The 23,430-nt window shown below is 47.3% G+C and carries 24 protein-coding genes; 13 read left to right on the top strand and 11 right to left on the bottom strand.

What is annotated here, in order from left to right:
- Window positions 1-3 precede the first annotated feature (3 nt).
- The 4 genes from AC4EHB_RS08960 to AC4EHB_RS08945 are packed head-to-tail and all read right to left on the bottom strand — an operon-like array spanning window position 4 to window position 4,008.
- The gene (locus AC4EHB_RS08960; protein ID WP_490981226.1) at window positions 4-1,479 is read right to left on the bottom strand and encodes a phytoene desaturase family protein; all 1,476 of its coding nucleotides are present in this window, start codon (window positions 1,477-1,479) and stop codon (window positions 4-6) included.
- Entirely contained in the window at window positions 1,476-2,576 is a 1,101-nt protein-coding gene (locus tag AC4EHB_RS08955) for a glycosyltransferase family 2 protein (RefSeq protein ID WP_490981225.1), read from the bottom strand. Before AC4EHB_RS08955 ends, AC4EHB_RS08960 begins: the two co-directional genes overlap by 4 nt.
- A 2-nt stretch (window positions 2,577-2,578) precedes the next feature.
- Window positions 2,579-3,253 (bottom strand): lysophospholipid acyltransferase family protein, encoded by a 675-nt coding sequence (locus tag AC4EHB_RS08950; protein ID WP_490975221.1) that lies wholly within the window; start codon window positions 3,251-3,253, stop codon window positions 2,579-2,581.
- Window positions 3,250-4,008, bottom strand: coding sequence for a carotenoid biosynthesis protein (locus tag AC4EHB_RS08945; RefSeq protein ID WP_490975220.1), 759 nt, complete (start codon window positions 4,006-4,008; stop codon window positions 3,250-3,252). Before AC4EHB_RS08945 ends, AC4EHB_RS08950 begins: the two co-directional genes overlap by 4 nt.
- Before the next feature lie 468 nt (window positions 4,009-4,476).
- On the opposite strand from AC4EHB_RS08945, the gene AC4EHB_RS08940 reads away from it, so the two are divergent.
- The 5 genes from AC4EHB_RS08940 to AC4EHB_RS08920 all read left to right on the top strand — a co-directional run bounded on the left by AC4EHB_RS08940 (window position 4,477) and on the right by AC4EHB_RS08920 (window position 8,053).
- Window positions 4,477-5,319 carry a MurR/RpiR family transcriptional regulator gene (locus AC4EHB_RS08940; RefSeq protein ID WP_490975219.1) on the top strand — a complete coding sequence of 281 codons (843 nt, stop codon included), beginning with the start codon at window positions 4,477-4,479 and terminating at the stop codon, window positions 5,317-5,319.
- 81 nt (window positions 5,320-5,400) lie between these two features.
- Window positions 5,401-6,237: an ABC transporter substrate-binding protein gene (locus AC4EHB_RS08935; RefSeq protein WP_490981224.1), complete on the top strand. Its 837-nt coding sequence runs from the start codon at window positions 5,401-5,403 to the stop codon at window positions 6,235-6,237.
- Window positions 6,238-6,265: 28 nt separating this feature from the next.
- Window positions 6,266-6,934, top strand: coding sequence for an amino acid ABC transporter permease (locus AC4EHB_RS08930; protein WP_490975217.1), 669 nt, complete (start codon window positions 6,266-6,268; stop codon window positions 6,932-6,934).
- 12 nt (window positions 6,935-6,946) lie between these two features.
- Window positions 6,947-7,669 carry an amino acid ABC transporter ATP-binding protein gene (locus AC4EHB_RS08925; RefSeq protein WP_490975216.1) on the top strand — a complete coding sequence of 241 codons (723 nt, stop codon included), beginning with the start codon at window positions 6,947-6,949 and terminating at the stop codon, window positions 7,667-7,669.
- 84 nt (window positions 7,670-7,753) lie between these two features.
- Window positions 7,754-8,053 carry an AraC family ligand binding domain-containing protein gene (locus AC4EHB_RS08920; RefSeq protein WP_490975215.1) on the top strand — a complete coding sequence of 100 codons (300 nt, stop codon included), beginning with the start codon at window positions 7,754-7,756 and terminating at the stop codon, window positions 8,051-8,053.
- Window positions 8,054-8,590: 537 nt separating this feature from the next.
- Here the strand turns inward: AC4EHB_RS08920 and AC4EHB_RS08915 are convergent.
- On the bottom strand, window positions 8,591-9,307 hold the full coding sequence (locus tag AC4EHB_RS08915) for a DUF6904 family protein (protein WP_490975214.1): 717 nt from the start codon (window positions 9,305-9,307) through the stop codon (window positions 8,591-8,593).
- An 11-nt stretch (window positions 9,308-9,318) separates the two neighbouring features.
- Entirely contained in the window at window positions 9,319-10,026 is a 708-nt protein-coding gene (gene rluF / locus AC4EHB_RS08910; protein WP_490975213.1) for a 23S rRNA pseudouridine(2604) synthase RluF, read from the bottom strand.
- 235 nt (window positions 10,027-10,261) lie between these two features.
- On the opposite strand from rluF, the gene adh reads away from it, so the two are divergent.
- The 4 genes from adh (at window position 10,262) to AC4EHB_RS08890 (ending at window position 13,423) form a co-directional block, all read left to right on the top strand.
- On the top strand, window positions 10,262-11,782 hold the full coding sequence (gene adh, locus AC4EHB_RS08905) for an aldehyde dehydrogenase (protein ID WP_490975643.1): 1,521 nt from the start codon (window positions 10,262-10,264) through the stop codon (window positions 11,780-11,782).
- 21 nt (window positions 11,783-11,803) lie between these two features.
- Window positions 11,804-12,166 carry a DUF779 domain-containing protein gene (locus AC4EHB_RS08900; RefSeq protein WP_490975212.1) on the top strand — a complete coding sequence of 121 codons (363 nt, stop codon included), beginning with the start codon at window positions 11,804-11,806 and terminating at the stop codon, window positions 12,164-12,166.
- Between the two features lie 485 nt (window positions 12,167-12,651).
- Window positions 12,652-12,840, top strand: coding sequence for a hypothetical protein (locus tag AC4EHB_RS08895; protein WP_490975211.1), 189 nt, complete (start codon window positions 12,652-12,654; stop codon window positions 12,838-12,840).
- The gene (locus tag AC4EHB_RS08890) at window positions 12,833-13,423 is read left to right on the top strand and encodes a Fic/DOC family protein (protein WP_490981223.1); all 591 of its coding nucleotides are present in this window, start codon (window positions 12,833-12,835) and stop codon (window positions 13,421-13,423) included. Before AC4EHB_RS08895 ends, AC4EHB_RS08890 begins: the two co-directional genes overlap by 8 nt.
- A 71-nt stretch (window positions 13,424-13,494) precedes the next feature.
- On the opposite strand, the gene AC4EHB_RS08885 is transcribed toward AC4EHB_RS08890, so the two are convergent.
- A complete protein-coding gene (locus AC4EHB_RS08885; protein WP_490975209.1) occupies window positions 13,495-14,313 on the bottom strand; it encodes an AAC(3) family N-acetyltransferase in 819 nt (272 codons plus the stop codon).
- Window positions 14,314-14,392: 79 nt separating this feature from the next.
- Here AC4EHB_RS08885 and AC4EHB_RS08880 point away from each other — a divergent pair, with 79 nt between their 5' ends.
- A complete protein-coding gene (locus tag AC4EHB_RS08880) occupies window positions 14,393-14,869 on the top strand; it encodes an acyl-CoA thioesterase (protein WP_490975208.1) in 477 nt (158 codons plus the stop codon).
- 61 nt (window positions 14,870-14,930) lie between these two features.
- Here AC4EHB_RS08880 and AC4EHB_RS08875 read toward each other — a convergent pair whose 3' ends face one another.
- From AC4EHB_RS08875 to AC4EHB_RS08865, 3 genes are all read right to left on the bottom strand, one after another.
- Complete coding sequence (locus tag AC4EHB_RS08875) at window positions 14,931-15,440, bottom strand: DUF421 domain-containing protein (protein WP_490975207.1); 510 nt, start codon at window positions 15,438-15,440, stop codon at window positions 14,931-14,933.
- A gap of 336 nt (window positions 15,441-15,776) precedes the next feature.
- Entirely contained in the window at window positions 15,777-16,796 is a 1,020-nt protein-coding gene (locus AC4EHB_RS08870) for a YecA family protein (protein WP_490981222.1), read from the bottom strand.
- A 108-nt stretch (window positions 16,797-16,904) separates the two neighbouring features.
- Window positions 16,905-17,807, bottom strand: coding sequence for an acetamidase/formamidase family protein (locus AC4EHB_RS08865; protein ID WP_490975205.1), 903 nt, complete (start codon window positions 17,805-17,807; stop codon window positions 16,905-16,907).
- 126 nt (window positions 17,808-17,933) lie between these two features.
- Between AC4EHB_RS08865 and lepB the strand changes: the two genes are divergently transcribed.
- Window positions 17,934-18,467: a signal peptidase I gene (gene lepB, locus AC4EHB_RS08860; RefSeq protein WP_490975204.1), complete on the top strand. Its 534-nt coding sequence runs from the start codon at window positions 17,934-17,936 to the stop codon at window positions 18,465-18,467.
- A 510-nt stretch (window positions 18,468-18,977) separates the two neighbouring features.
- Window positions 18,978-21,317 carry a purple acid phosphatase family protein gene (locus AC4EHB_RS08855; RefSeq protein WP_490981221.1) on the top strand — a complete coding sequence of 780 codons (2,340 nt, stop codon included), beginning with the start codon at window positions 18,978-18,980 and terminating at the stop codon, window positions 21,315-21,317.
- 50 nt (window positions 21,318-21,367) lie between these two features.
- Here AC4EHB_RS08855 and AC4EHB_RS08850 read toward each other — a convergent pair whose 3' ends face one another.
- Complete coding sequence (locus AC4EHB_RS08850; RefSeq protein WP_490975202.1) at window positions 21,368-22,534, bottom strand: pyridoxal phosphate-dependent aminotransferase; 1,167 nt, start codon at window positions 22,532-22,534, stop codon at window positions 21,368-21,370.
- Window positions 22,535-22,621: 87 nt separating this feature from the next.
- Here AC4EHB_RS08850 and AC4EHB_RS08845 point away from each other — a divergent pair, with 87 nt between their 5' ends.
- Complete coding sequence (locus tag AC4EHB_RS08845) at window positions 22,622-23,407, top strand: carbon-nitrogen family hydrolase (RefSeq protein WP_490981220.1); 786 nt, start codon at window positions 22,622-22,624, stop codon at window positions 23,405-23,407.
- The last annotated feature ends 23 nt before the right edge of the window (window positions 23,408-23,430 follow it).

Raw genomic sequence — 23,430 nt, 5'->3', positions numbered from 1 at the left:
CTTTTATTTGTGCTGCTTGATGATGCGGTTTGCCAAATTCTGTCCACCCATTGTAACAATCGGGGAGCCGCCGCCGGGATGCGTGCTGCCGCTTATGAAATATAAATTGGAGATATCCGGGCTTGCATTTGCAGGCCGCAGGAAGGCATCCGCTTTGCGATGTGAAGAAGGGCCATACAAGGCGCCGCGCCACGAGCCAAACGTCTCCTTTATAAAAGAAGGAGTGAACACTTTTTCCACAGCGAGGCGGCTGCGGATTTCCACGCTGTAGCTTTCCAGAAAATCATAAATTCGTTCTTTGTATTGCTCAGGATCGATCTGCAGCTGCCCTTCTTTTGTCAGGGCAGGTGCGTTGACTAAAATAAACAAATTGCTGCCATCCGGAGATACGGTAGGATCGGTGAAAGAGGAGTTGCTAATATAGACCGTCGGTTCGTCGCTGTATTGCTGGTGATCAAACAAATCGGCAAATTCCTGTCGGTAATCTCCGGAGAAAAATACATTATGATGCTTGAGTTCCGGCACATGTCCTCTCAGCCCTGCGGTTATAACGAATGCTGAGATAGAAGGTTCGAAACTTGCTGCTTTCGCATCGGGAAAAGAAGGGCGCAGCTTTTCATCCACCAATTCGGGATAAGCACTCAAGAGATCACCATTTAAAATGACCAGATCCGCCTCGACTTTCTCTCCGCCTGCCAGCTCCACACCGCTGACGCTGCCGTTATTGACCAGTATCCGCTCTATGCTTGTTCCGGTCTGCAGCACAGCCCCGTTCTTTCTGGCAACAGCCGCAAAAGCTTCCGCAATGCGGACATTTCCGCCTTTCGTATAATAGACGCCTTCTACCAGTTCGAGATATGCAATCATCGCAAAAGTGGCAGGCGCTTTATAAGGTGAAGATCCGATATAAGTTGCGTAGCGGCCAAGAGCCTGCAGCAAGTTCGGGTTTGAGAAATAACGCTTGAAAAAATGATCTAAGGTTTCTGCCGGCCGTGCCTGCAGCAAAGCGCTGCCGAGAGAAGGAGAAAGGTAATCGCGCCAGGATTGGAACGTTGCGGGGAAGAAATAGCGTTCGGATAATCTGTAAAGGCGGCTAATTTCCTTCAGGAATTTCGGGTAATTGGCAGCGTCGCCTATCGACGAACGAGCAATTTCGGCAGCCATCTTTTCCGGGTCTGAAGAAAACTCAATTGTGGAGCCATCCCGAAAATAGTTGCGGGTATGGGATCGGAGCGGCAGAAGTTCGAAATAATCTTCTGCCCGCTCGCCGGTCTGCTCAATGATTCCTTTGAATACATGCGGCATCGTGATTGTATTCGGTCCAAAGTCAAACGTATAGCTGCCCAAAGAAACCGGCATCAATTTGCCGCCGAGATGGTCGTTCTGTTCGAATAAATGCACTTGGAATCCGGCATGTGCCAAAGTGACAGCTGAAGAAAGTCCGCCAAGTCCTCCACCGATAATAATCACTTTTTTCATGAATACTGCCTGCCTTTCCAGGAATACGGTTTTTTGCGCCATGCTTTCCACATTGAGTGAAGCAGTACGGCAATCATTGCGGCCGCCTGCGCAGGCATTAAGAACGCCAGCTGCCAATGCTGGCGGGTCATGAGCAGCACATAAAGCTGCTGCAGTACAGTCAAGACATAAGGGACGGCATAAAGCGGCTTTGCAAAAAACAACCCATATAAGAGTAAAAACAGAGGAGCTACGTAAAATGCTCCATAGAAAAGGCTCAACCCTGCAGCCATCAAAGGCGATCGGCCGATGCCTGCATAGCTGTTTTTCAGAAAGCCCTCCCATACGTCATGGTTTGTGTCGTACATGCGGCAGCGCACAGAGCGAGTAATGTTGGCGAGCAGCATTTTCTTTCCTGATGCCTTCATCAGCCTGGCGATGTGGACATCTTCCACGAGAGAGTCCGAAACTGCTGCATGGCCGCCGATTGTGTCGTATGCTTTGCGTTCGAACATCATCCACATGCCGTTTGCTGCTGTGGTGGACGGGATATTCGTCCGGTTGGCCACTGCCAGCGGAAGATGGAAAAACACAACGAAATGTTGCATCGGCACCAATAACTTGCTTAAAAAAGGCGGCACATCGAACGCTGGAAAACCGGACAATAACTTCGCATTTTTTTGCTGCATCAACGACAATGCTTGCCCGAACGCCTCCGGGACAAAGCGGATATCGGCATCAATGAACAGCAGGTATTCGCCTTGGGCGTGCTGCTGCAATTGGTGGCAGGCATGGACTTTTCCAACCCAGCCTGTCGGCAGTTCCCGACCTTGTAAAAGGGTGAAACGGCTGTCGCCGGCAGTCAGCTGGGAAAGAATCTCACCGGTCCGGTCTGTCGATTGATCGTTTAAGATGATGAATTCCATATTCGGATAATCCGCAGCTTTCAGGCAAGCTACCAAAGTCGCAGCATTATGCTCTTCATTGCGCATCGGGATCAGTACAGAAATGGCCGGTCCTGCAGAAAAGTTTGCCTTGGCTGGCAGCGCAGGGAGGAAAAAGCTGTTAAAAATGGTCCACAGCAAAAAAACCGAAAGTACGCTGATGAACAATAGCATACCTATTTCCCCCTTTTCAATAAGTCTTCAAATGCGGCAGTGTCTTCTGCCACCACAAATCTCTTCAACTCATCAAGCTGTTGCGTTGAAAGCTGTTCGATTTCCGCTGTCTGCTTTTTACGGCTGTTTCCTGCAAGATCATTCAGGCGGAACGCCGGACCCTGCAGTATCCACACTTCCGGCTTTTGGACATGGCGGAATGAATAATAGAAGCTCAGCGGAACGACCGGGATGTCCGGACAGCGTTCCATCAAATAGGTGATTCCGGCACTGAAGCCCAGCGGCCGTTTTTCCTGATGGAACTCGTCGCCTTGCGGAAACAGCACAACAGATTTTCCATTTTGCAGCAGCTTTTCTGCGTATTGCAGCGAGGCGAGAATATCTTTCGGTTTTGCGCGGTTGATGGAAAATGCACCGAGAAAACGGAAAAAGCTGTATTGAACCAACCCTTTTTCGTCCATCATCATATGGATGTTATGCTTCCACACAGTGCGGTTCAGGAAAAAGAACAAGAGCCCGTCCCACCAGGAACTGTGGTTGGCGATAAAGATGACAGGATTTGCCGGCGGCTTTTGCATGCCGCGGCCAAGAAGGGCGGAAAAAAATCGGCGAAGAAGCGGATTCAAATACAATTCAAATCCTTTATCGAATAAATAAATTTTTTTCGCGGGAATCATGCAGGCCTCCTTCTCCATGCCCATGCCGTGAATCCGGCTGCAAGGGTGGTGGTCAGCAATGCGGCAAGCCACAAGCCGCCCAAGGCGCCAAGCAGCACGAACATAGCTGTGATTAATATGTATAAGAGGACCATCCGTTTTTCGAGAATGGAAGCGCGAGTTTGGAGGCCCTGCCGTTTCATCAGCCAGTCAATGAGCAAGTGAAGGACGAAAGCGACGGTAAACCATCCGGTGAAATTGGTCCACGGGATACCGTAATAGATGCCCGTGTCTTGCCAAATCCAATATTCTTTCAAAAGGAAAGCTACGGGGTCGATAATCAAGTCGATGATGACGGCGCCTATAGCTCCGGCAAAGGCATATAAAATCCCCCCGGAAGGCACTATCCACCGTGCAAGCACGTGGGTGGTCGCCATGACCATCAGCCAGGCGAAGCCGATAGCAATAGGCACTCCAAACAGGTTGGGCGCGAAGCTTTTTGTGTAATCGTAAGAGCCGAAAAGGAAGTCAGTACCTGCGCCAGCCCCCTCCACGATAAACGTAAACAGGAAGATGAAAATGCCCAACGAAATGCCGGCTGTTTTTCCGAACAGGTGATAAAAATAGAGAAAACCAAGTGTTCCGGCAAGCATCAGGAAAAATGCATTCGCCCATTCCAGCCACCAAGGCAATAAATCAAAACTCAACAGCACTATGCCGATGCTGTACCATACGATAAACAGCCAGAAAATTCGATCTTGCCACTTCACATTCATCCACTCCGATACTAATATTATACAATTATTATACAATACTTATGTTTTATTTCATGTCCTGGCGTTTTTATCATACTGCTTCCTCTTTCTAATTCGTGTCTCCGAAAGGAAATCCTTTTAATTCAAAAAACATGAAAAATTCAGGTTTACAGTTTAAGTTGGAAGGGAATTTTTCAATAAGATGCAGTTGAGCGAAGTATTTCCTGCAAAAAAACTTCTGTTTTAAACCGAATTTGTCGACTCCGCCTCCTGCAAGCCTCCCTTTGCAGGCCGCTCTATACACCGCGCATTTAAAAAATACATAATAGCTGCATAAAAAACACCTTAAATTGAGTAAAAGGATCAAACATAGAATAAATATAAATAAATGGCTTCAGGGAATATTCAGTAAAGTATTGCAGGATTCCCTGCAAGGTAGTATACTTTTTATAGGTATTTGAGTAAGTTCTTGTGTTGGAGGCGGTTGGCATGCAGGAAATACTGCGTAAAGTTTCGGGATCTTATAAAGATTTCAGCTCTGGCCAAAAAAAAGTGGGAGATTTATTTGTTAAAGAACCCATTTTCCTGGCATTTTCATCAGCTCTTGAAGTAGGGAGACGGGTGAACGTCAGTGAATCAACGGTGATTCGCTGGACGCAGAAGCTTGGTTACAAAGGATATGCTGAATTTCAGCAGGTGATTCAACGGAAATTGGCGGAAGAAAGGCTGGTACAGGCGGAACAGGAAATACTGGAACCGGAAGTGGATCAATCTTTTTTGGAGAATTTGCTGGATGCGGATATTTTGAGCATCGTAAAGCTCAAGCAATCCATTGATGAAGAAAAGCTGCTTCAAGTAGTCGATATGATCAGTTCCGCAAAACACATTTACGTCACCAGCAATTTTTTCGATTTCGGGCTGGCGCATTGGTTTTCAGGCTGGCTGGACATGTCGCTCGGCCAAACTGAAATGATCGTTTCTTCCGAAGGGCGATATTACAGCCAATTATCGAAGGTCAAAGAAGGCGACATTTTAATTGCCTTTGCGTTTCCGCGCTATACTCGAGCATTGATCGAAACACTCGGCACAGCGAAAAAGCGGGGCGCACAAGTGATTGTGCTGACCGATGCTAGTGATTCACCTGCTGGCGAATACGCGGATATTTTGCTGCCGGTTGCGTTGAATTCCAATTTGAACATCGATTCCTACACAGCTGTCCACGCTTTGCTGACTTCCATCATGCGCTTCGTTTACGTAAAGGAGCATGCGAAAGTGAAGGGGAATTTGATAAAAGTAGAAGAGGTATACAAAGAGAAAGACATATTTTTATAAAAAGGACGCTCAACTTACTGGCAAGTCCCGAAACGCTTCGGCGCTTTGGTCAATCATAAACAACGAAAAGGGGAGAACAATATGAAAAAGAAATTATCATTTTTAGGTGTAATTCTATCAACAGGGATGCTTATGGCAGCTTGCGGAGGTTCAGAAGACTCAGCCGGTTCGGGAGGATCAAGCACTGAAGGCGGCAGCGATTTGAATCTAGTGGAGGAAGGCAAATTCACAACAGCTTCAAGCGGTCTGTACAAACCGTTCAATTTTACAGAAGGCGGGACTTTGACAGGGTTTGATATTGATGTCAGCAATGCAATTTCAGAGGAAATGGGCCTTGAGCCGAATCCAATCACAACACCATGGGAAACAATTATCCAGGGTCTAACAACTAACCGTTTCGATGCGATTATCGGATCGATGGCGATTACAGAAGAGCGTGAAAAGCAAGTTTCGTTCTCTGATCCATATTATTACTCAGGTGGTGTAATCTTCGTACGCGAAGGCAACACTGAAATCACTTCGGAAGCTGATCTGGAAGGTAAGAAAATCGGTGTTGTAGGACAAAGCACATACGATACAGCTGCACAAAAATACACGGAAGATATTCAGTATTACAATAGTGATGTTGTCGCATTGCAGGATTTAGCAATCGAAGGACGTTTGGATGCGGTCATCACGGCTGACGTAGTAGGCTTTGAAGCACAAAAAGCCGGTCTTGAAGTCGAAATAGTCGGTGATCCACTTTGGATTGAGCAAGCAGCTGTTGCAGTAAACAAAGAAGATGAAGAATTGCTGGCTGCAGTGAACGAAGCATTGGCTGCAATCATTGAAAACGGCACATATGAAGAAATCTCTGATAAATGGTTTGGCCGTAACCTCCTTGACGTAGATCTTGAAGGAGTCGAGATCCTCAAATAATCATTTGGCCTAGGGAGGAATGGTGTTAATGTTAGAATTATTTGCAACAGTATATGAAGTATTTATGCGGACCTATCAGGGATTCCTGGAAGCGACAGTTGTCACGCTGCAATTGACCGCAATCGGTGTCATTCTGGGTACGGTAATCGGTTTGGTATTTGCCTTGATGAAAATTTCGGGATCGAAAATCCTGAGGGGAATTGCTAATATTTATATTACGGTCATCCGCGGAACACCGCTGATCGTTCAAATCATGTTCCTGTACTTCGGGATAGTGGAAATTTACACAATGGATAATTTCTGGGCAGGCGCCATTGCTCTAGGTGTCCATAACGGTGCGTATATTGCGGAAATTTTCCGCGGCGCCATTCAGGGCGTCGACCCTGGGCAGCGTGAAGCGAGTATGTCGCTTGGCATGAATCGGAGACAGACCATGCAGCGCATCGTCTTTCCACAAGCCTTACGCCGTTCGATTCCACCGCTTGGCAACCAGTTCATCATTACATTGAAAGATTCGTCGCTGGTTTATATTATCGGGGTATCGGAAATCTTCGCACTTGCGAACCGTGAAGCAGCACAATCTTTCCAGCCGTTTGAGTCGTTCCTGGTTGTCGCGCTGTATTACTTGGTACTCGTAATGATCTTTACGTACCTATTGCGCTTATACGAAAATAAACTCGATGTGGACAAAGCCTAAGGAGGGTTAAACATGATAATCGGAGAAAATATACACAAATCCTTTGGCGACCTTGAAGTGCTAAAAGGCATTGATCTGCATGTGAAGCCCCAAGAGGTTGTCGTTCTGGTCGGGGTCAGTGGATCCGGAAAAAGTACGCTTCTCAGGTGTTTTAACTTTTTAGAAATGATCAATAGCGGGAAAATTACAATTGACGGTCATACAATCGATCCTAAAAAAGAGAATTTGCCTCAAATCAGAGCGGAAGTCGGGATGGTTTTCCAACACTTCAACTTGTTCCCGCATAAAACCGTTTTGGAAAATGTCATTGAAGCGCCGATTACGGTGAAAAAAATGAAAAAAGAAGAAGCGAAAAAGCTGGGAATGGAGCTTCTGAAAAAGGTCGGCCTTGAAGATAAGGCGGATGTTTATCCCAGCAAACTTTCTGGCGGCCAAAAGCAGCGGGTGGCAATTGCGCGGTCTCTTGCAATGAAACCAAAGGTCATGCTATTCGATGAACCTACTTCTGCTCTCGATCCTGAATTGGTCGGAGAAGTTCTGCAGGTCATGAAACAGCTTGCGGAAGAAGGAATGACGATGGTCGTCGTGACGCACGAGATGAAGTTCGCAAAAGAAGTAGCGGACCGTGTGATTATGATCGACCAGGGGACAATCATTGAATCGGCAGATCCAAAAACGTTCTTTGAAAATCCTCAGCACGAACGCACAAAACAATTTATCCAATTGGTCGAATAAGAAAATCGTGAAAACCCCGGATTCCGTAAGCAAAGGAATCCGGGGTTTTATGTCGAATTAGGTGAAGAAAAGGGAGGTGCCGGCATGGAATTGATTGAAACGCCTTATTATTTGAACGACACCCATAAGCATATCGAAAAAGTGCTGAGTTTTAACAACACCAATGTGGTGAACATGCAGCTGCAGATCGGGCAGACGGTAGCGGAGCATGAAGTGGATGCGGATGTTCTCATCATCGTCAAAAGAGGGAAAGTGATTTTCACGGTAGAGGGCAGGGAAGTTGAAGTGTCCCAACACAATATGCTCCATATGGCTCCTGGTGAGAAGCATAGCTTACGGGCAGAAGAAGTCAGTGATTTCATGGTACTGCAGATCAAGCGTTAAGAAAAAACAGGCGCCAGCGTGAATTCACGCCGGTGTCTGTTTTTCTTATTGTTCAGCTCCGGGGCCTAGGCCCTCGAGACGCTTCGGTCTTGTCCAGAATAGCAAAAAGCGCCATTCAAGCCAAGCCCTCCAGCGCTTGTCGGGCCTAGCAAGGCGCATGCACTTTTCTTGTTGTCTAGCTCCAACGGCCAGGTTCTCGGGTCATAAGCCAGCCTGTTGTCTAGTTCAGTGCCTAGCTCTTCGGGCCATAAGGTAACCCAGCTGTGTGGCGAAGAACGCCACTTCGCTGGTTCACCTTATGCCTGTCAGAGCTGGACAGGCACTTCTACTTTTCAGGACTGTGCGGCAAAAACACGCCGCTTCGCCAGTCCGTCTTATGCTGTCGAACCTTATCGGCCGTTTCCGCTTTTCTTGTTGTCCAGCTCCGGCGCCTAGGCCCTCGAGACGCTTCGGTCTTGTCCAGAATAGCAAAAAGCGCCATTCAAGCCAAGCCCTCCAGCGCTTGTCGGGCCTAGCAAGGCGCCTGCACTTTTCATGTCACCAATCAATCTGTTCAGGGTAATCAGCTTTAAAGTAAATTTCGTGTATGCTTTTTTTGGATGGATTTGCCGCTGCCAGCACCTGCTGGCGAAATGCGGTGTATTCGTTGTCTTGCACAGCAATCTTCATCGCGACAGCAGACAGCGCTTTTTCACGCTGCTGCTTCGCCATATCGATAAACTTCAGATTGAGAAAATCGATGTATTGGATAGCATAATCACCGACAGAAGAAGATTGGCTGAATGTCTTCATGATGATCTGGTATTCTTCTTCAGGCACTTGGCCGTGAAGGCAATCCAGCACAAGCGACTGGAAATGAGTGATAACGTGCACTTCTGGCTCCCAGTCGGGGAATGTGGATTCTTCGCGGTGCAGGCGGACAAAATCCTTGAGTGCCACCGCTGCGTATAAGATTTCAGGCCACAGCACTTCCGTAGAGAAATAGATATTTTTATCAGGAGATATAAAGCTCTTTTGTTTTTTTGCGTGTTCCGTCAAACCGTTAAAAACAGTTTCCAAATTGCGTTCGCCAAGCGCGGCTTGGCGGATTGCGTGGGAAATCCCAAGAATCCGGGTCCGGGAGCCGGTATAATTATGGTATTTGTTTTCATCGCCGATTACATGGTAAATCGCTTTGTTCAATTCTTCAAGATCGAAATAATCACCGCTGATCTTAACGCCTGCGTGGTTAGGGGTGTTCTGCAATGTCAGCATGTATCTGTCTCCTATCGTTTAGGTTTGTAGTCGAGTTCGCGGAACAGGTCGTTGCGTTCTTCCTCTGTCAGATTCCGCCATTCGCCTGTCGATAAGCCGCCTAGGTGAATGTTCATAATGCGCACCCGCTTCAAATCGCGGACTTCATAGCCGAGCGCTTGGCACATGCGCCGGATCTGACGGTTCAATCCTTGTCGGATCGTCAAGCGGAATGAGAATTTCGAAATCTTCTCAGCTTTAGCCGGCAGCGTTTTTGTATCAAGAATCTCAACGCCTTCCGACATTTTCTTCAAGAAAGATTCTGTAATCGGCATATCCACTTTGACGATGTATTCTTTTTCGTGTTCATTTTCCGCCCGTAGAATCTCGTTGACAATGTCGCCGTCGTTCGTCAGCAAAATCAAACCTTCCGAATCCTTGTCCAGCCTACCGACGTGGAAGATACGCAAAGGATGGTTGACGAAATCCACAATATTGCCTTCGATATGGCGCTCGGTCGTACTTGTAATGCCAACGGGTTTGTTGAGCGCGATGTAGACGTATTCTTCTTGCGGTTGTTCAATGATTTTGCCATCGACTTGGACTTCGTCGCGCGGTCCGACTTTGCTGCCAAGTTCCGCCAGCTGGCCATTGATAGTGACACGTCCTGCTTCGATGAATTTATCGGCGCCGCGGCGCGAGGTGATGCCCGTTTCACTCAAAAACTTATTGATTCGCATAAATAAAATCCCTTCATTGCTTATTTCTTTTTCTATTAAACAGTATACCCTTCAGGCCGAATAAACAAAACGATGTGAAATGGGACCTAGAATTTATCCAAATCGCTTGCAATTTTCTAATTTTTTTGACAATATAGAAGGGAAGCTGTTTCTTGATGTGCAGCACTCTTTTTCTAAGGGAATGTAAGCGCATACAAGAAAGGCAAAAAAGATAAAGGGAGGAAACAGAATGGTAATGGAATATGCGATGCCGAACACGCAAGGAGCGAAACACTCTTTTAAGGAAAGGTACGAAAACTTTATAAATGGAGAGTGGCGAGCTCCGGCGAATGGCCAGTATTTTGATAATGTTTCTCCAGTAAACGGCAAAAAATTCACAGAAGTGGCGCGTTCGACAGCTGAAGACGTAGAAGCGGCGCTTGACGCTGCACATGCGGCAAAAGAGGCATGGGGCAAAACATCGACTACTGTCCGCTCAAATATATTATTGAAAATTGCAGACCGCATGGAAGAAAACCTGGAATTATTGGCAGTCGCTGAAACTTGGGATAACGGAAAAGCAGTCCGTGAAACCTTGAATGCCGATATTCCTTTGGCAATTGATCATTTCCGCTATTTCGCGGGTGTGATCCGCGCGCAAGAAGGTTCGATCAGCCAAATTGACGAAGATACGGTAGCTTATCATTTCCATGAGCCGCTGGGCGTCGTGGGCCAGATCATTCCTTGGAACTTCCCGTTGCTGATGGCTGTCTGGAAACTTGCACCTGCACTTGCAGCTGGAAACTGCGTCGTCTTGAAACCTGCTGAACAGACACCGGCGAGCATTCTCGTTTGGGCTGAACTGGTAGGCGATCTGATTCCACCAGGCGTATTGAACATCGTCAACGGCTTCGGATTGGAAGCAGGCAAACCGCTTGCTTCAAGCCCGCGCGTTGCAAAAGTGGCATTTACGGGTGAAACGACAACAGGCCGTATGATCATGCAATACGCGTCGCAAAACTTGATTCCGGTAACATTGGAGCTTGGCGGTAAATCACCGAATATCTTCTTCAAAGACATAATGGATGAAGACGATGCATTCCTGGATAAAGCGATTGAAGGTTTTGTCATGTTTGCCTTAAACCAAGGCGAAGTATGTACATGCCCTTCACGCGTACTGATCCACGAAGATATCTACGATGCATTCATGGAGCGCGCTTTAAAACGCGTTGCTGCAATTAAAATCGGCAATCCGCTTGATCCTGAAACAATGATGGGCGCTCAAGCTTCACAAGAACAAATGGAAAAAATCATGTCTTACCTGGATATCGGCAAGCAAGAAGGTGCTGAAGTATTGATTGGCGGAGACCGCAATATACTTGAAGGAGACTTAGCAGAAGGCTATTATATCAAGCCTACTGTCTTTAAAGGCAATAACAAGATGCGCGTTTTCCAAGAAGAGATTTTCGGGCCGGTCGTTTCGGTTACGACATTCAAAACAAAAGAAGAAGCGCTTGAAATCGCTAACGATACGTTATATGGATTGGGAGCGGGAATCTGGACGCGCGACACGAATACGGCTTACCGTTTCGGACGCGGCATCCAAGCTGGCCGTGTTTGGACAAACTGCTACCACCAATACCCTGCACACGCAGCATTCGGGGGCTACAAAATGTCCGGCGTCGGACGTGAGAACCACAAAATGATGCTAGACCATTACCAGCAGACGAAAAATATGCTTGTCAGCTACAGTGATGACAAACAAGGGTTCTTTTGATCAAGGAAAGAAGGGATTAAGATGGTCCAACGAGTAATTGCAACAGAAGCGGCACTTGAGCTGATTGAATTGCTGAAAAAGAAACACGGACCGGTCATGTTCCACCAATCGGGAGGCTGCTGTGATGGCAGTTCACCGATGTGCTATCCGGTAGGCGATTTGTTTCTAGGCGACCAGGATGTGCTGCTCGGCGAAATCGGTGGCAGCAAATTCTATATGCATAAAAACCAATTCGAGTACTGGAGCCATACACAGCTGATTATTGATGTTGTGAATGGGCGCGGCGGCATGTTTTCGTTGGAAGGCGTGGAAGGCAAACGGTTCTTAACGAGATCCCGGCCTTTTACAGCCGAAGAAACCAAAGAACTGCAGCAGCAGGCATAAAGAAAACCGGGTGCTTCGGCATCCGGTTTTTTTTGTCGAGAAAATTTCTAGTAGTGTCTTTTCATTTCGCTCTAGGCGGACGCGTTCCGCATCATTCAAAGGTATTTCCTAATAGAGAATCATTTCTTTTATCGAAGAACATGAAAATATGCTCTCTGAATTTCCGGCGAATATTCAGATTTGGAGCAAAACAGCTCCGACTCCCACGGGGCAGCGTAGCGACGAAGTGCCGAACTAACTCGGGCGTCAGCACGAGTTAGTTCGGCGCAAGCCCGCAGGAAAGCGGGGCTGTTTTGCGGAATATCAATGTCAAAATATGCTTTATTACTTTTATAATTCTGCTTTTCAACAAACTGAAAACCGGGTGCTTCAGCATCCGGTTTTTTTGTGCAAAAAAATCGCTGAAAACCTTATGGAATAGGGGTTAAGGATGGAAAAAAGGGCAGAAAAATGGTATGATTGGAAAACGAAAGGTGGTCATGAACTTGACGAAATTAGTTAACCGTGTTTCCCATGAACAAGCCAGCCATGCAATTTCTTATGCTGCACATTCTCTAGTGACTGAAGGCTTTGATGTAACAAACGAGGATGAGAATTTTGTGAGGTCGGTGTTGACTGGCGAACGGACGGAAGCTCAATTCCACCGGGCCATCAAGTCGAAATTCAATGTCTAAGTACCAGCATAGCTCTATGTACTGCTACCCCGAGTCGGAGGTACTGGTCAATCTGTTCAACTTAATGGATGAAGAAAAACTGAAAGAGCTGGAAAAAGTCTATACGCTGTTCCGGTTATCGGAATTGCGTATTAAAAAACCCGCCGATCCGGTTGATATGGAAGCTTTTATTGAAATCCACCGCTCTATCCTGCAGGATGTCTATCCTTTTGCTGGGAAAATTCGGGAAGAGATGATTTCGAAAGGTTCCTCGTCTTTTGCGCATCCAAAGTTCATCGATGCGGAATTGCGCAGAATCTTTGTGGAGCTAAAGCGGGACAACTACCTGAAAGGCTTGCCGCGCAGCCAATTCATTCCCCGCCTTGCCCATTATTTGGCGGAACTGAATGCTTTGCATCCTTTTCGTGAAGGGAATGGCAGGACGGTAAGGGAATTCGCCCGCCAGCTTGCCTTGAACGCCGGATACCGGCTGGATTGGGAGAACATAGCGGAACCTGCTGACATTATCAATGCGTTCGTGGATTCTTTCAACGCCAGCAATACCCGCCTTGAGGATTTATTGGATGAAATCGTCTATACATAAAAGCCTGTCCATTATTGGGCTGCCTCTCCATGAAATAGATGGAAGGACAGTCCACTCCGATGGACAGGCTTTTATGATTGTTCTTCTTTTGGCGAAGGATTGGCTTTCAGCCATTCGATGCCGAATTCGACAAGCGGACGCATAGGGGCAATCTGAACTTCAGCTTGGCCAAGTCTGCCGGTTGTGATAGCTCCCGGGTATGCTTTGGCGATTTCAGGGAAACGCTCAGAGTCCATATCCACGCAGTCGAATTGCTGCCAGATCCGCTCGCCGTCTTTCATAATAGCGGCGCCTTGTGGGGATGTAGTTCTGTCGCTTTGGACAAACTCTGCATAATGCAAAGCTGTGCATGAATCAAAACCGGTGCCGAGCAATACGATTTTCACATCCGCTTCCATCATTTTGCCAAGCGGCGACCCGGGTCCGAAAGAATTTTCGATTGGCTGCTCGCTCATCCAATGAGCGGCATTTATGCCCCAAGCCATAAAGGAGTGGGCTGGATGCGGACTGCGGATCGTGTCCGGGTGGCGGTGCAGGCATTCAGCGATTTTGCCCATGCCACGCATGGGCGTCAGGTGAGGATCATACGCTGGAAGCTCATCACGCAATGGTTGATGCCAATTTTCCGGGATGGGCGGCGCCATCCAATAAGAAGGGTCTGAGTTATCCGCTGACTGCGCAGGCATAACTAAGGTCCCTTTTACGGTAATTGTCTCTATTAATGCCTCAACGACCGCCTGAGGGCCTCCTGCAATCCATCCCATCGACTTAAGCGATGAATGGACAATGAGTGAGTCACCTTCTTTTATTCCCAGCTCCTCCAATTGGCCTTTCAAGGTTTTTTTGGATTGGAATTCAGGTGTGTTCAAAATTCTCAATAATTCTGTCATTGTTACTCCCCCTTATTTTTAATATATCATAGAAGGGAAGTGTATTTAAAAACAGCAAGAAGCAGAAGGAGTGTTGAAAATGGAAACAAGGCCGATGAAGGAATCACGGACAATCCAGACAAAACTGGTATTGCCCCCGGATACGAATCACATGAACTCAATTTTCGGAGGCAAGGTGCTTGCCTATATCGATGAGATTGCCGGAATTTCCGCTATGAAGCATTCCCGCAAACAAGTAGTAACAGCGTCGATTGACTCGGTTGACTTTCTGTCCTCCGCACACGTCGGCGATGTGTTGGAACTTGAAGCGAATGTAACGTCTACGGGCAGAACTTCAATGGAAGTTTACGTACGCGTGAAATCGCATAATTTGCAGACTGGGGAAGAGCGGCTGACTACCGAATCGTTCCTGACGATGGTCGCAATGGGAGAAGACGGCAAACCGGCGCAGGTCCCAGCTGTGATTCCGGAATCCGCAGGAGAGAAGCTCTTTTTTGAAAGTGCACCTGCCCGCCGGGAGCACCGCAAACAACGGGTAAAAACCCCAAGGTCATAAAAAAAAGGTTCCGGAATCCTCCGGAACCTTTTTTTATGCATTTGCTTGCTGCTAACCGGAGCTATTGCTCACTGTTCATTTCTACATTGTTCAGGGTATTGCCTGGTTCACCGCTGATGACTGACAGGCTGCCGTCGGTTTCCAGAACAATTGCCTGGACTTTGTCCATGCTTCCTGTTCCTTGGTTCCGCACCGCTTGAAGAATCTCGTTTTCCGTAATTCGTTCTTTCTTCATCGCCTCTTCCAAAAACGAGCCGCCGCTATACAGTAACTTCGGTTCAGATTTGATGAAATTGGCAAAGCCTTTCGAACGGACTGCCAGAAACGTCATCAAGTACTGCATGATGATCAACAAAGCGAAGGCAGTCATCCCTTCGAGCAAGCTGACGTCTTTGCTCAATAAAACCGTCGCAAGCGTCGACCCCAATGCTACGGTTACGACCAAATCGAAAGCGTTCAATTTCGTCAATGTCCGTTTTCCGGAAGTGCGTAAAAAGAATACGAGGCCGATATACGCCAGAAAACCGACGGTGACAATTCGGATAAAACTGTTCAATGTGATTTCGAACATCTTCTTGTCCTCCTTTATTTGAGTAACATTTCGCCGCAAAACCTTATCAACATGTTGATAAGGTTTTTTTAGGGAAAAAGAACGTTTTTATCCCCACACCACACAGGTAAGCCATAAATCTTGTGCATAAGACGCAGATTAATGCACTTGGCGACGGGGAAATCTGTCTCTCTCAATAAATAACCCACATATTCTCCTGATTCCCTGGATTTCTGCAAACAAACGGATTTATATTAAATTTTCGCTTTCAAACAGGTTGGAAATCGTTGCAGGACTTGGCTTTGTGGGTAAAATGGCATGAAAAAGGCGCGGCCTAAGCCGCGCCTTTATTGCTGATTAACTTTTTGCTAAAAGCTCTTCGAAATAAGATCCGAATTCTTTTGAACGTTTTAGGATTGTGCTTGAAGAAACACCGAATTTTTCGCTGAGGTCCTTAGGCGCAAGCATTGGCCCTTTGATCAATTCGTGGTCCTGCAGGAATCTCCAATAGCCGGCAACAAGTGCTTCAGGCTTTTGGACAGTCGGTTGTTGGCTCACAAGATAGCTGTTCAGGATGCTTGTCACATTATCAACTGTTTCGGCATCAAAATCCGCCTGTTCAATATGTTTGTTAAGCTCGTTCATAACCGATTGGTGTTCATGCGAAAGCTCAAGGCTTTCATCGACCGAGCCTGTCGAATATTTAACGATCATCTCAACGACTGCCAAATAATTGTCGTACAAATAAGCAGTACCGTCAGTAGCATTTTCGGAAGCCATTTGCGCTTTCAACTGTTCAAAGAACGGGTTGAATTCGCCGACAACTGTCAAATAGCCGTTCAAGAACAATGCGCCTTCTTCGCCGATGCGTGCATCTGGCAGCAAAATAGCCAATAATCCTTGATTGTCCTGCATATCTGTCGGAGGCTGGTCAGTCATTTTGAAGACTTCGCCTGTAAAAGCATCTTTGAATTGTGCAGAAGTATCGTTTCCGGCAACATATTGGCCAAGGAATACTTTTACATTTTTCCAGTTTTCAAGAACTTCTTTGGTTGTTGGACGCTGAGCCGCTTCAACCTGTTTTGTTAAAAAGTCTGCCCATAGTTCAGGCTTTTGCATGAACAGGAAATTTTCGATGACAAAAGCTTGCGCATCGTTTTCAGCCATTGACTGCATCAAGCGAGGCTGCCATTGCTGCTGAAGTTCACGGAACGCCGGAAGCTGTTCCTGATTCGGGTTATCCGAGAAAAATTGCTGGCGTACTTTGAACAATTCGTCATTTACCATGTCATTGATGGAAACCGTTTGCTGTTTCCCGTGACATTTTTTATACTTCTTTCCGCTGCCGCATGGGCATGGGTCATTTCTTCCTACCATTCTTATCACCTACAAGTTTTTCTTGAGTGTAACATAAAAAGGAGCGGGGCTCAAAAGTCGGACGATTCTGACGCCGCCGCACTCCTGAAATGCCTAAATAAATCTTCATTAAGAGAATAATTTGATATTGAGCGAATCCAATACGTATTGTGGGACAAAAAAGCGCACCGTCACAAGCGGATCCACGACTTGGCTGATTTGTGCCTGGCCGGCCGCGCTCATGAGCATTGTCATGTCGCTGACGCTCAAATCGGTATGCGGCAGCAGCAGATCAATTGTTTCCTCCACCGCTATTTTGACCGCTTCGTCGAGCGTCATGGCAGAAACGAGGAGTGCAAAACCGTCGCTGTTTTGGAGAACCGGATATTTCGAATGCCGGCCTTTGATGACGTCAAATGTAACCGTCGCGCGTCCCGGCACTTCAATGCCTGATACACTGACTTCGCCGTCGCCCATGGCGGCATGGAAATCCCCCAATGCGAAAAGTGCACCTTCGGCAAAGACCGGGAAGTAGAGAACTGCACCTTTTGTAATCAGTTTCGTATCCATATTGCCGCCATGTGCTCCTGGAGTGCCGCAAGAAATCGGAGGGCCGTCAGGGGCAACACCGATAACTCCGATCATCGGGTTCAAAGGAATATGGAGCTGATCACTAAAAATAGCTTTACCGCCTTCTATTGGAATGATTTTCGATTCCATTTTTTCGAGGCGATGTCCCATGACACCTAAATCCGGACCGGTCACCATAACGCCTTGAGTGCCAATTTCGAGTTCGTCGATGGTCACTTTCAGCAAATCGCCGATTCCTGCGCCTTCAATAAAAATCGGCCCCGTAGCGGGGTTTATTTCATTCCAATCGATGGCCGCGACTTCCTGTTCGGCAGATTGAAGCTGATTCTGGAAGCAATCATAGGTTTCAATGGCTACTGTATCGCCCGGCTGCACCTTCATGACAGGTTCGTTCAAATGGGAAAAGCTGTAGATGACATGATTTGTTGATAAGGTTTTCATGCTTTAGTCCTCCTATTTTTAATATTTACACAATTGTAGCAATCCGGATATTGAATAGCAAAACGAATGTGCAAGCGCTTTTGGCTGTAGTAAAATGGATGTACTACAGAGAACGGGGTGGAAGAGATGGCTGAAGGCGCAATCCAAGAACTTATTGCCTGGATGAAAATCCTATTGTTCACCGCGCTGATCGTGCTTTTGGCCCGTCAATTTCTTTTTGAGCCTGTAGAAGTGCACGGCACATCGATGATGCCTACTTTCGAGGAAGCCGATAAAGTCTTGATCGTGAAACTCAGCGATATCGATAACTTTGACATAATCGTGTTTAAGACGCCTGGGGACAGAAACTTCATCAAGCGTGTAATCGGTATTCCGGGAGATAAGATTAGCATGGACGATGACCGGCTGTTCCTAAACGGTACGCCGGTTCAAGAAGCTTACCTGGAGGAAAACCGCGTTTTAGCCAGTGAGCAGGGGCTGGGAAAACTGACAGAGGATTTCGAGGAATTCACGGTGCCTGGCGGGGCATATTTCGTGCTGGGCGACAATCGGCTAAACAGCGTGGATTCAAGGGAAATCGGATTCGTGCTCGACAAAGCAATCGTTGGAGAAGTGAAGCTGCGCCTTGAGCCCTTTGAAAATCTAGGTGCAATCGAATGAAATAAAATGATTTATTTAGAATTTCTATTTAGAGAAGCTCGCTATTTTAGCGGGCTATTCTTTTGGCTATTAGGCTATTTGAAAAAATGGTGAAACTGAGGCTATTGTTAATGTTCCGTCAAAAATATGGTGAAGTTGACAAAACTACGAACTTTTTGCATGGATGAACGTCTAATAAGTACATATTTCCTATTCAAAGAGGTTTCTTTTTATCCATAAACAGTGTAGGATATAATAAAAGTCTGAAAAGTCAATTAATAAATGTTGAATTTTGTATTAAGGAATTAAGATTCCATTATATGGATTAAAATAGGGTTTATCTATCTCTATTTTGAAAGAGATTTGAGTATTTATGCTCTTCTATATTTTAGAAGTATTCACCTTAAGTCATGGGTCTATCAAATGCCGTTCATCCAATTTTTTACAACCAGTGTGTTTCCAGAAATTTTCGGCATTTAGGCAGTTCGCTGCTGGAGGTTTGAAAGAAATCAATGAAGTGGAGTGAAGACGATGCGGCTGATTCCTATGAAATCCAAAGTTGTTGAATTTATCGGAGCGGCAGCCTTATTAAGCTTCATATGCTTGTCAGGGGCGGAAAGCGCAGCAGCAGAAGGCGAATCCGAAACTGCACTGGCCTTGGCTGAAAGCGCTGAAATCGAAGAGAGAAACGTTCAATTGTCGAAAGAGCTGCTGAATTTCTCGGGCAGCTACAAAGAGCAATATGACCGCTTCTACTTGCTGCTCGACCGGAGCGGTCCGACTGTCTTTCCGGACACATCGCGCTACCTCGTCAGTTCGATCGCATTCGCTCCAGGGCGCACTGAGCAAGAAATGAACTTTTCCTGGTATTCTCCGGACACTCGCAATCCCGGAGTCGTCGAGTATGCCAAAGCGGGAAGCCGTTTCACTGCGGGCACTGAAGCTGCCGCTGTACAGAAGAGCATGGCCCATTCGGATATCGCTTCCATCGGATACGCATCCAACGAAGCAGCTATATCCGGCCTTGAGCCTTCTACCGAATATATCTACCGAGTGGGCGACGGCTATGGCAACTGGAGCGGAACATACAGCTTCCACACCCGGGAAACCGATTCGTATAATTTCCTGTTGATGGGTGATCCGCAAATCGGTGCTTCCGGAAATTTGAAAGCGGATATAGCCGGCTGGAACGAAACTTTGGAAAAGGCTTTGGACAAGTATCCGATGACGAGTTTTATCCAATCCGCTGGGGATCAAGTCGAGAACCGGAATTTGGAAGAAGAATATGAAGCTTATTTTGCCCCGGATGCGCTGAAGCACGTGCCGACTGCCACAACTATCGGGAATCACGATAATACGATTTTTTATGAATACCATTTCAATGTCCCGAACCAGAATGCCGCACTCGGCAATTATGACAGTTCAGGAGGGAATTATTATTTCACATATGGCGATGCGTTATTCATCAATCTGAATTCGAACCAAACAAATGGAGAAGAGCACGTCCAATTCATGGAAGAAACGATAGAGGCGACTGCCGGCCAGGACTTCAAGTGGAAGTTCCTCGTTTTCCACCATTCCATTTACAGCGCCGCAGTGCATTCGACGAGCGACCATGTCCTCGGCTTGAGGGAGCAGCTCGTTCCGGCAATCGATAAATTGGAATTCGATGCTGTATTGATGGGGCATGACCATTCCTATGTCAGGACCCACCAGATGAAAGGCTTTAAGCCGCTGAAAAACCATATGATCGAAGACGGGGCGGTGATCAACCCTGAAGGGACGATTTACCTGACCGGCAACTCGGCAAGCGGCAGCAAGTTCTACCCGATGAATACAGATCCCGAGCCTTATTCTGCAGTAAGAGAACAGCTCGGAGTGCCGACATTCATGAACGTCGCAGTGACGCCGACAAGCCTGGAATTTATCACATACCGAACCGATACGATGGACGTTGTCGATACGTATAAGATCATCAAAGATAGTTCCATTGAAGTCGAAGTACCGGGCCTGAGCGAAGCAGCTCTGACGGCGACGGGGACGATTTTACCGACCGAACCGACAGATTTCTATCCCGAGGTTGTCCTTGACGTCGCCGGCATCAATACAGAAGGCGGGCAATATGACCTTTTCGAAGAAAATATCGTCTATCGGACAGAGCCGGAAGGGGCCATTTCCATTTCTCGGACCGGAGTTGTCAGCATAGCGGAAAACGCCGAGCCTGGAGAAGTCGAAATATGGGCGGAAGTTAAGGCGGATGGCCAAAGTCTGACAACTGACCCGGTTTTGCTGTCAATTGTCGACCATGAAGAAACGACGTTGCTGGAAGCCGAATCCGACTGGACTTATTTGGACGACGGCTCAGATCCCGGCTCTGACTGGATGCTGCCTGATTTTGACGATAATGACTGGGAAGACGGGCAAGCGCCTCTTGGTTATCCGGAAGGCGATGAACGTGAACCCTTCGGGGAAATCCAGACAATCATTGGTTACGGGGATGACGAATCCGACAAATACGCGACTTCCTATTTCCGGACATCGTTCAATATCGATGACTTCGATGCAATCGGCGATTTCGGCATCATTGACCTCGAAGCGGATGACGCAGCGATTATTTATCTGAATGGCGAAGAAATCGGCCGCTATAATATGGCGGACGTTGAAGTTGAGTATGACGACCATTTGAATGATCTGGACGAAGAAAATATACCTCCCGAGAATAAATTGACGCGCATCACGTTGGATAGAGACGCATTGGCTAATCTGGCAGATGGGGAAAACGTCCTTGCAGTGGAAGTGCATCAAGACAGCCCGCAAAGTTCCGATGTTTATTGGGATATGAAGTTTGTCGTAAGCTTGAAAACAGACTGAACATAAAAAGGAGAGCCGCGTAGGCTCTCCTTTTTATAAAGTCTATAGATTCAACCAAACAGTTCCAATTTCTCGATGCGCTGGATGGCTTCCACGATACGCTCTTCACCCACTAGCAGGCCGACCCGCACGTAGCCTTCGCCGCTTTCGCCAAAGCCGCTCCCAGCCGCTACGGCTATGTCGGCTTTTTCCAGCAGGAGATCGGTGAATTCCATGCTTGTGAAGCCTTCCGGTACGGGCAGCCAGGCGAAGAATGATCCTTTAGGCGCTTCAATATGCCAGCCGATGCGCTCGCATTCCGCCTTTAATACGTTGCGGCGGCTTTCATACGTGCCGTTCAACTCTTCGACGCATTGTTGGCTGGCGGTCAAAGCTTCTGCGGCGGCGATTTGCAGGGCTGGTGAAAGCCCGGCGAATAAATGGTCTTGTATGATGTTCAAAGCTTCAATCATTTTGGCGTTTCCGACTGCAAAACCGATGCGCCAACCAGCCATATTATACGTTTTGGACAATGTGTACATTTCAATTCCGACTTCTTTGGCGCCTTCCGCCTGCAGGAAACTCGGCGGTTTTACACCTTCAAAGCCGACTGCGCCATATGCGAAATCGTGGACAACGCCAATTCTGTGATGCTTTGCAAATTCGACGGTTTCAGTGAAGAACTGATTGTTGGCAACGGCGCCTGTCGGGTTGTTCGGATAATTCAAGTACATCAATTTGGCTTGTTCTTTAGCCGAAAGAGAAAGTTCCGCATAATCCGGCAGGAAATTGTTTTCCGCTTTGAGCGGCATTGTTTCAAATCGGGCCTCGGCAAGCGGTGCACCCGACAGATAATCAGGATAGCCCGGGTCCGGCAGCAGCAGCAGGTCTCCAGGGTTGAGCAAGGCGAGCGGCAGCTCCACTAGGCCGATCTTCGTGCCGCCAAGCACAGCCACTTCCGTATCAGGGTCAATGTCGACGCCGTATTCGCGTTTATAGAATGCCGCAGCGGCTTGATGCATTTCCGGAATGCCACGGAACGGGGAATACCGGTGATTTTGCGGGTCGGCAACAGCTTCTTGCATCGCTTTAACGATGTGGGGAGGTGTCGGCTGATCCGGATTGCCCTGCCCCAGGTTGATAATATCTCGCCCCTGAAGCATCGCTTGTTTGGTGCGTGATGCTAGTTTTGAAAAAAATTGTTCCGGCAGTTGCTGCAGGCGATTTGAAAATTCCATATAATAGTCCCTCATTTTCTAAATAATTGCACTTCTATTCCAAATCTTATAGAGTTTAACTTAACTTGTCTACTGGAGGAGAATAAAATGAAGATTGCGTGCGTACAGATGGATATTGCTTTTGGGGAGCCAGGAGTGAATTTTGATAAGGTTGAGGCTTACTTGAATGAAGCAGCGGCGAACGGGGCGGAAACGATTGTCCTGCCCGAAATGTGGAATACAGGCTATGCTTTGACGGAATTGGAAGAGCTGGCTGATGGGGCTGGCCGAACGCTGGAGTTTCTGCAGGATTTTGCCAAACGGAATGGCGTCAATATCGTTGGAGGTTCAGTGTCCACCAAAAAACAAGCTGGCTTTTATAACACGATGTACGTTGTCGATAAAAAGGGTGAACTGGTATCGGAATATGATAAGGCGCACCGCTTCGGGCTGATGGATGAGCATATACATCTGGAAGAAGGCGAAGGTCTCGGCACATTTGAGCTGGACGGCACAGTTTGCGGCGGCGTAATCTGCTACGACATCCGCTTTCCGGAATGGATACGGGCGCAAGCGCTCAACGGAGCGAAGGTCATATTCGTGCCGGCGGAATGGCCGGAAGCACGAATTGACCATTGGCGCATTCTTTTACAGGCGCGCGCCATCGAAAACCAATGCTTTATCGTCGCGGTTAACCGCATCGGCAGCGATCCGAAAAACGAATTCGGCGGAAGTTCAATGGTTATCGCGCCATGGGGCGAGATTCGCCTTGATATGGCCAAGCAGCAAGGAATCGGCTACACAGAAATTGATTTGGCTGAAGTGGAGAGTGTCCGGGAACGCATACCGGTGTTCGCTGACCGCCGGGAGAAGCTGTACATGAAATTTAAATGACTGAAAAAAAGCCGCAATGACTA

The organism is Planococcus sp. TJ-302 (assembly GCF_058268455.1).
The sequence above is the reverse complement of the archived record's forward strand: the minus strand, read 5'-3'. Positions and strand labels throughout refer to the sequence as shown.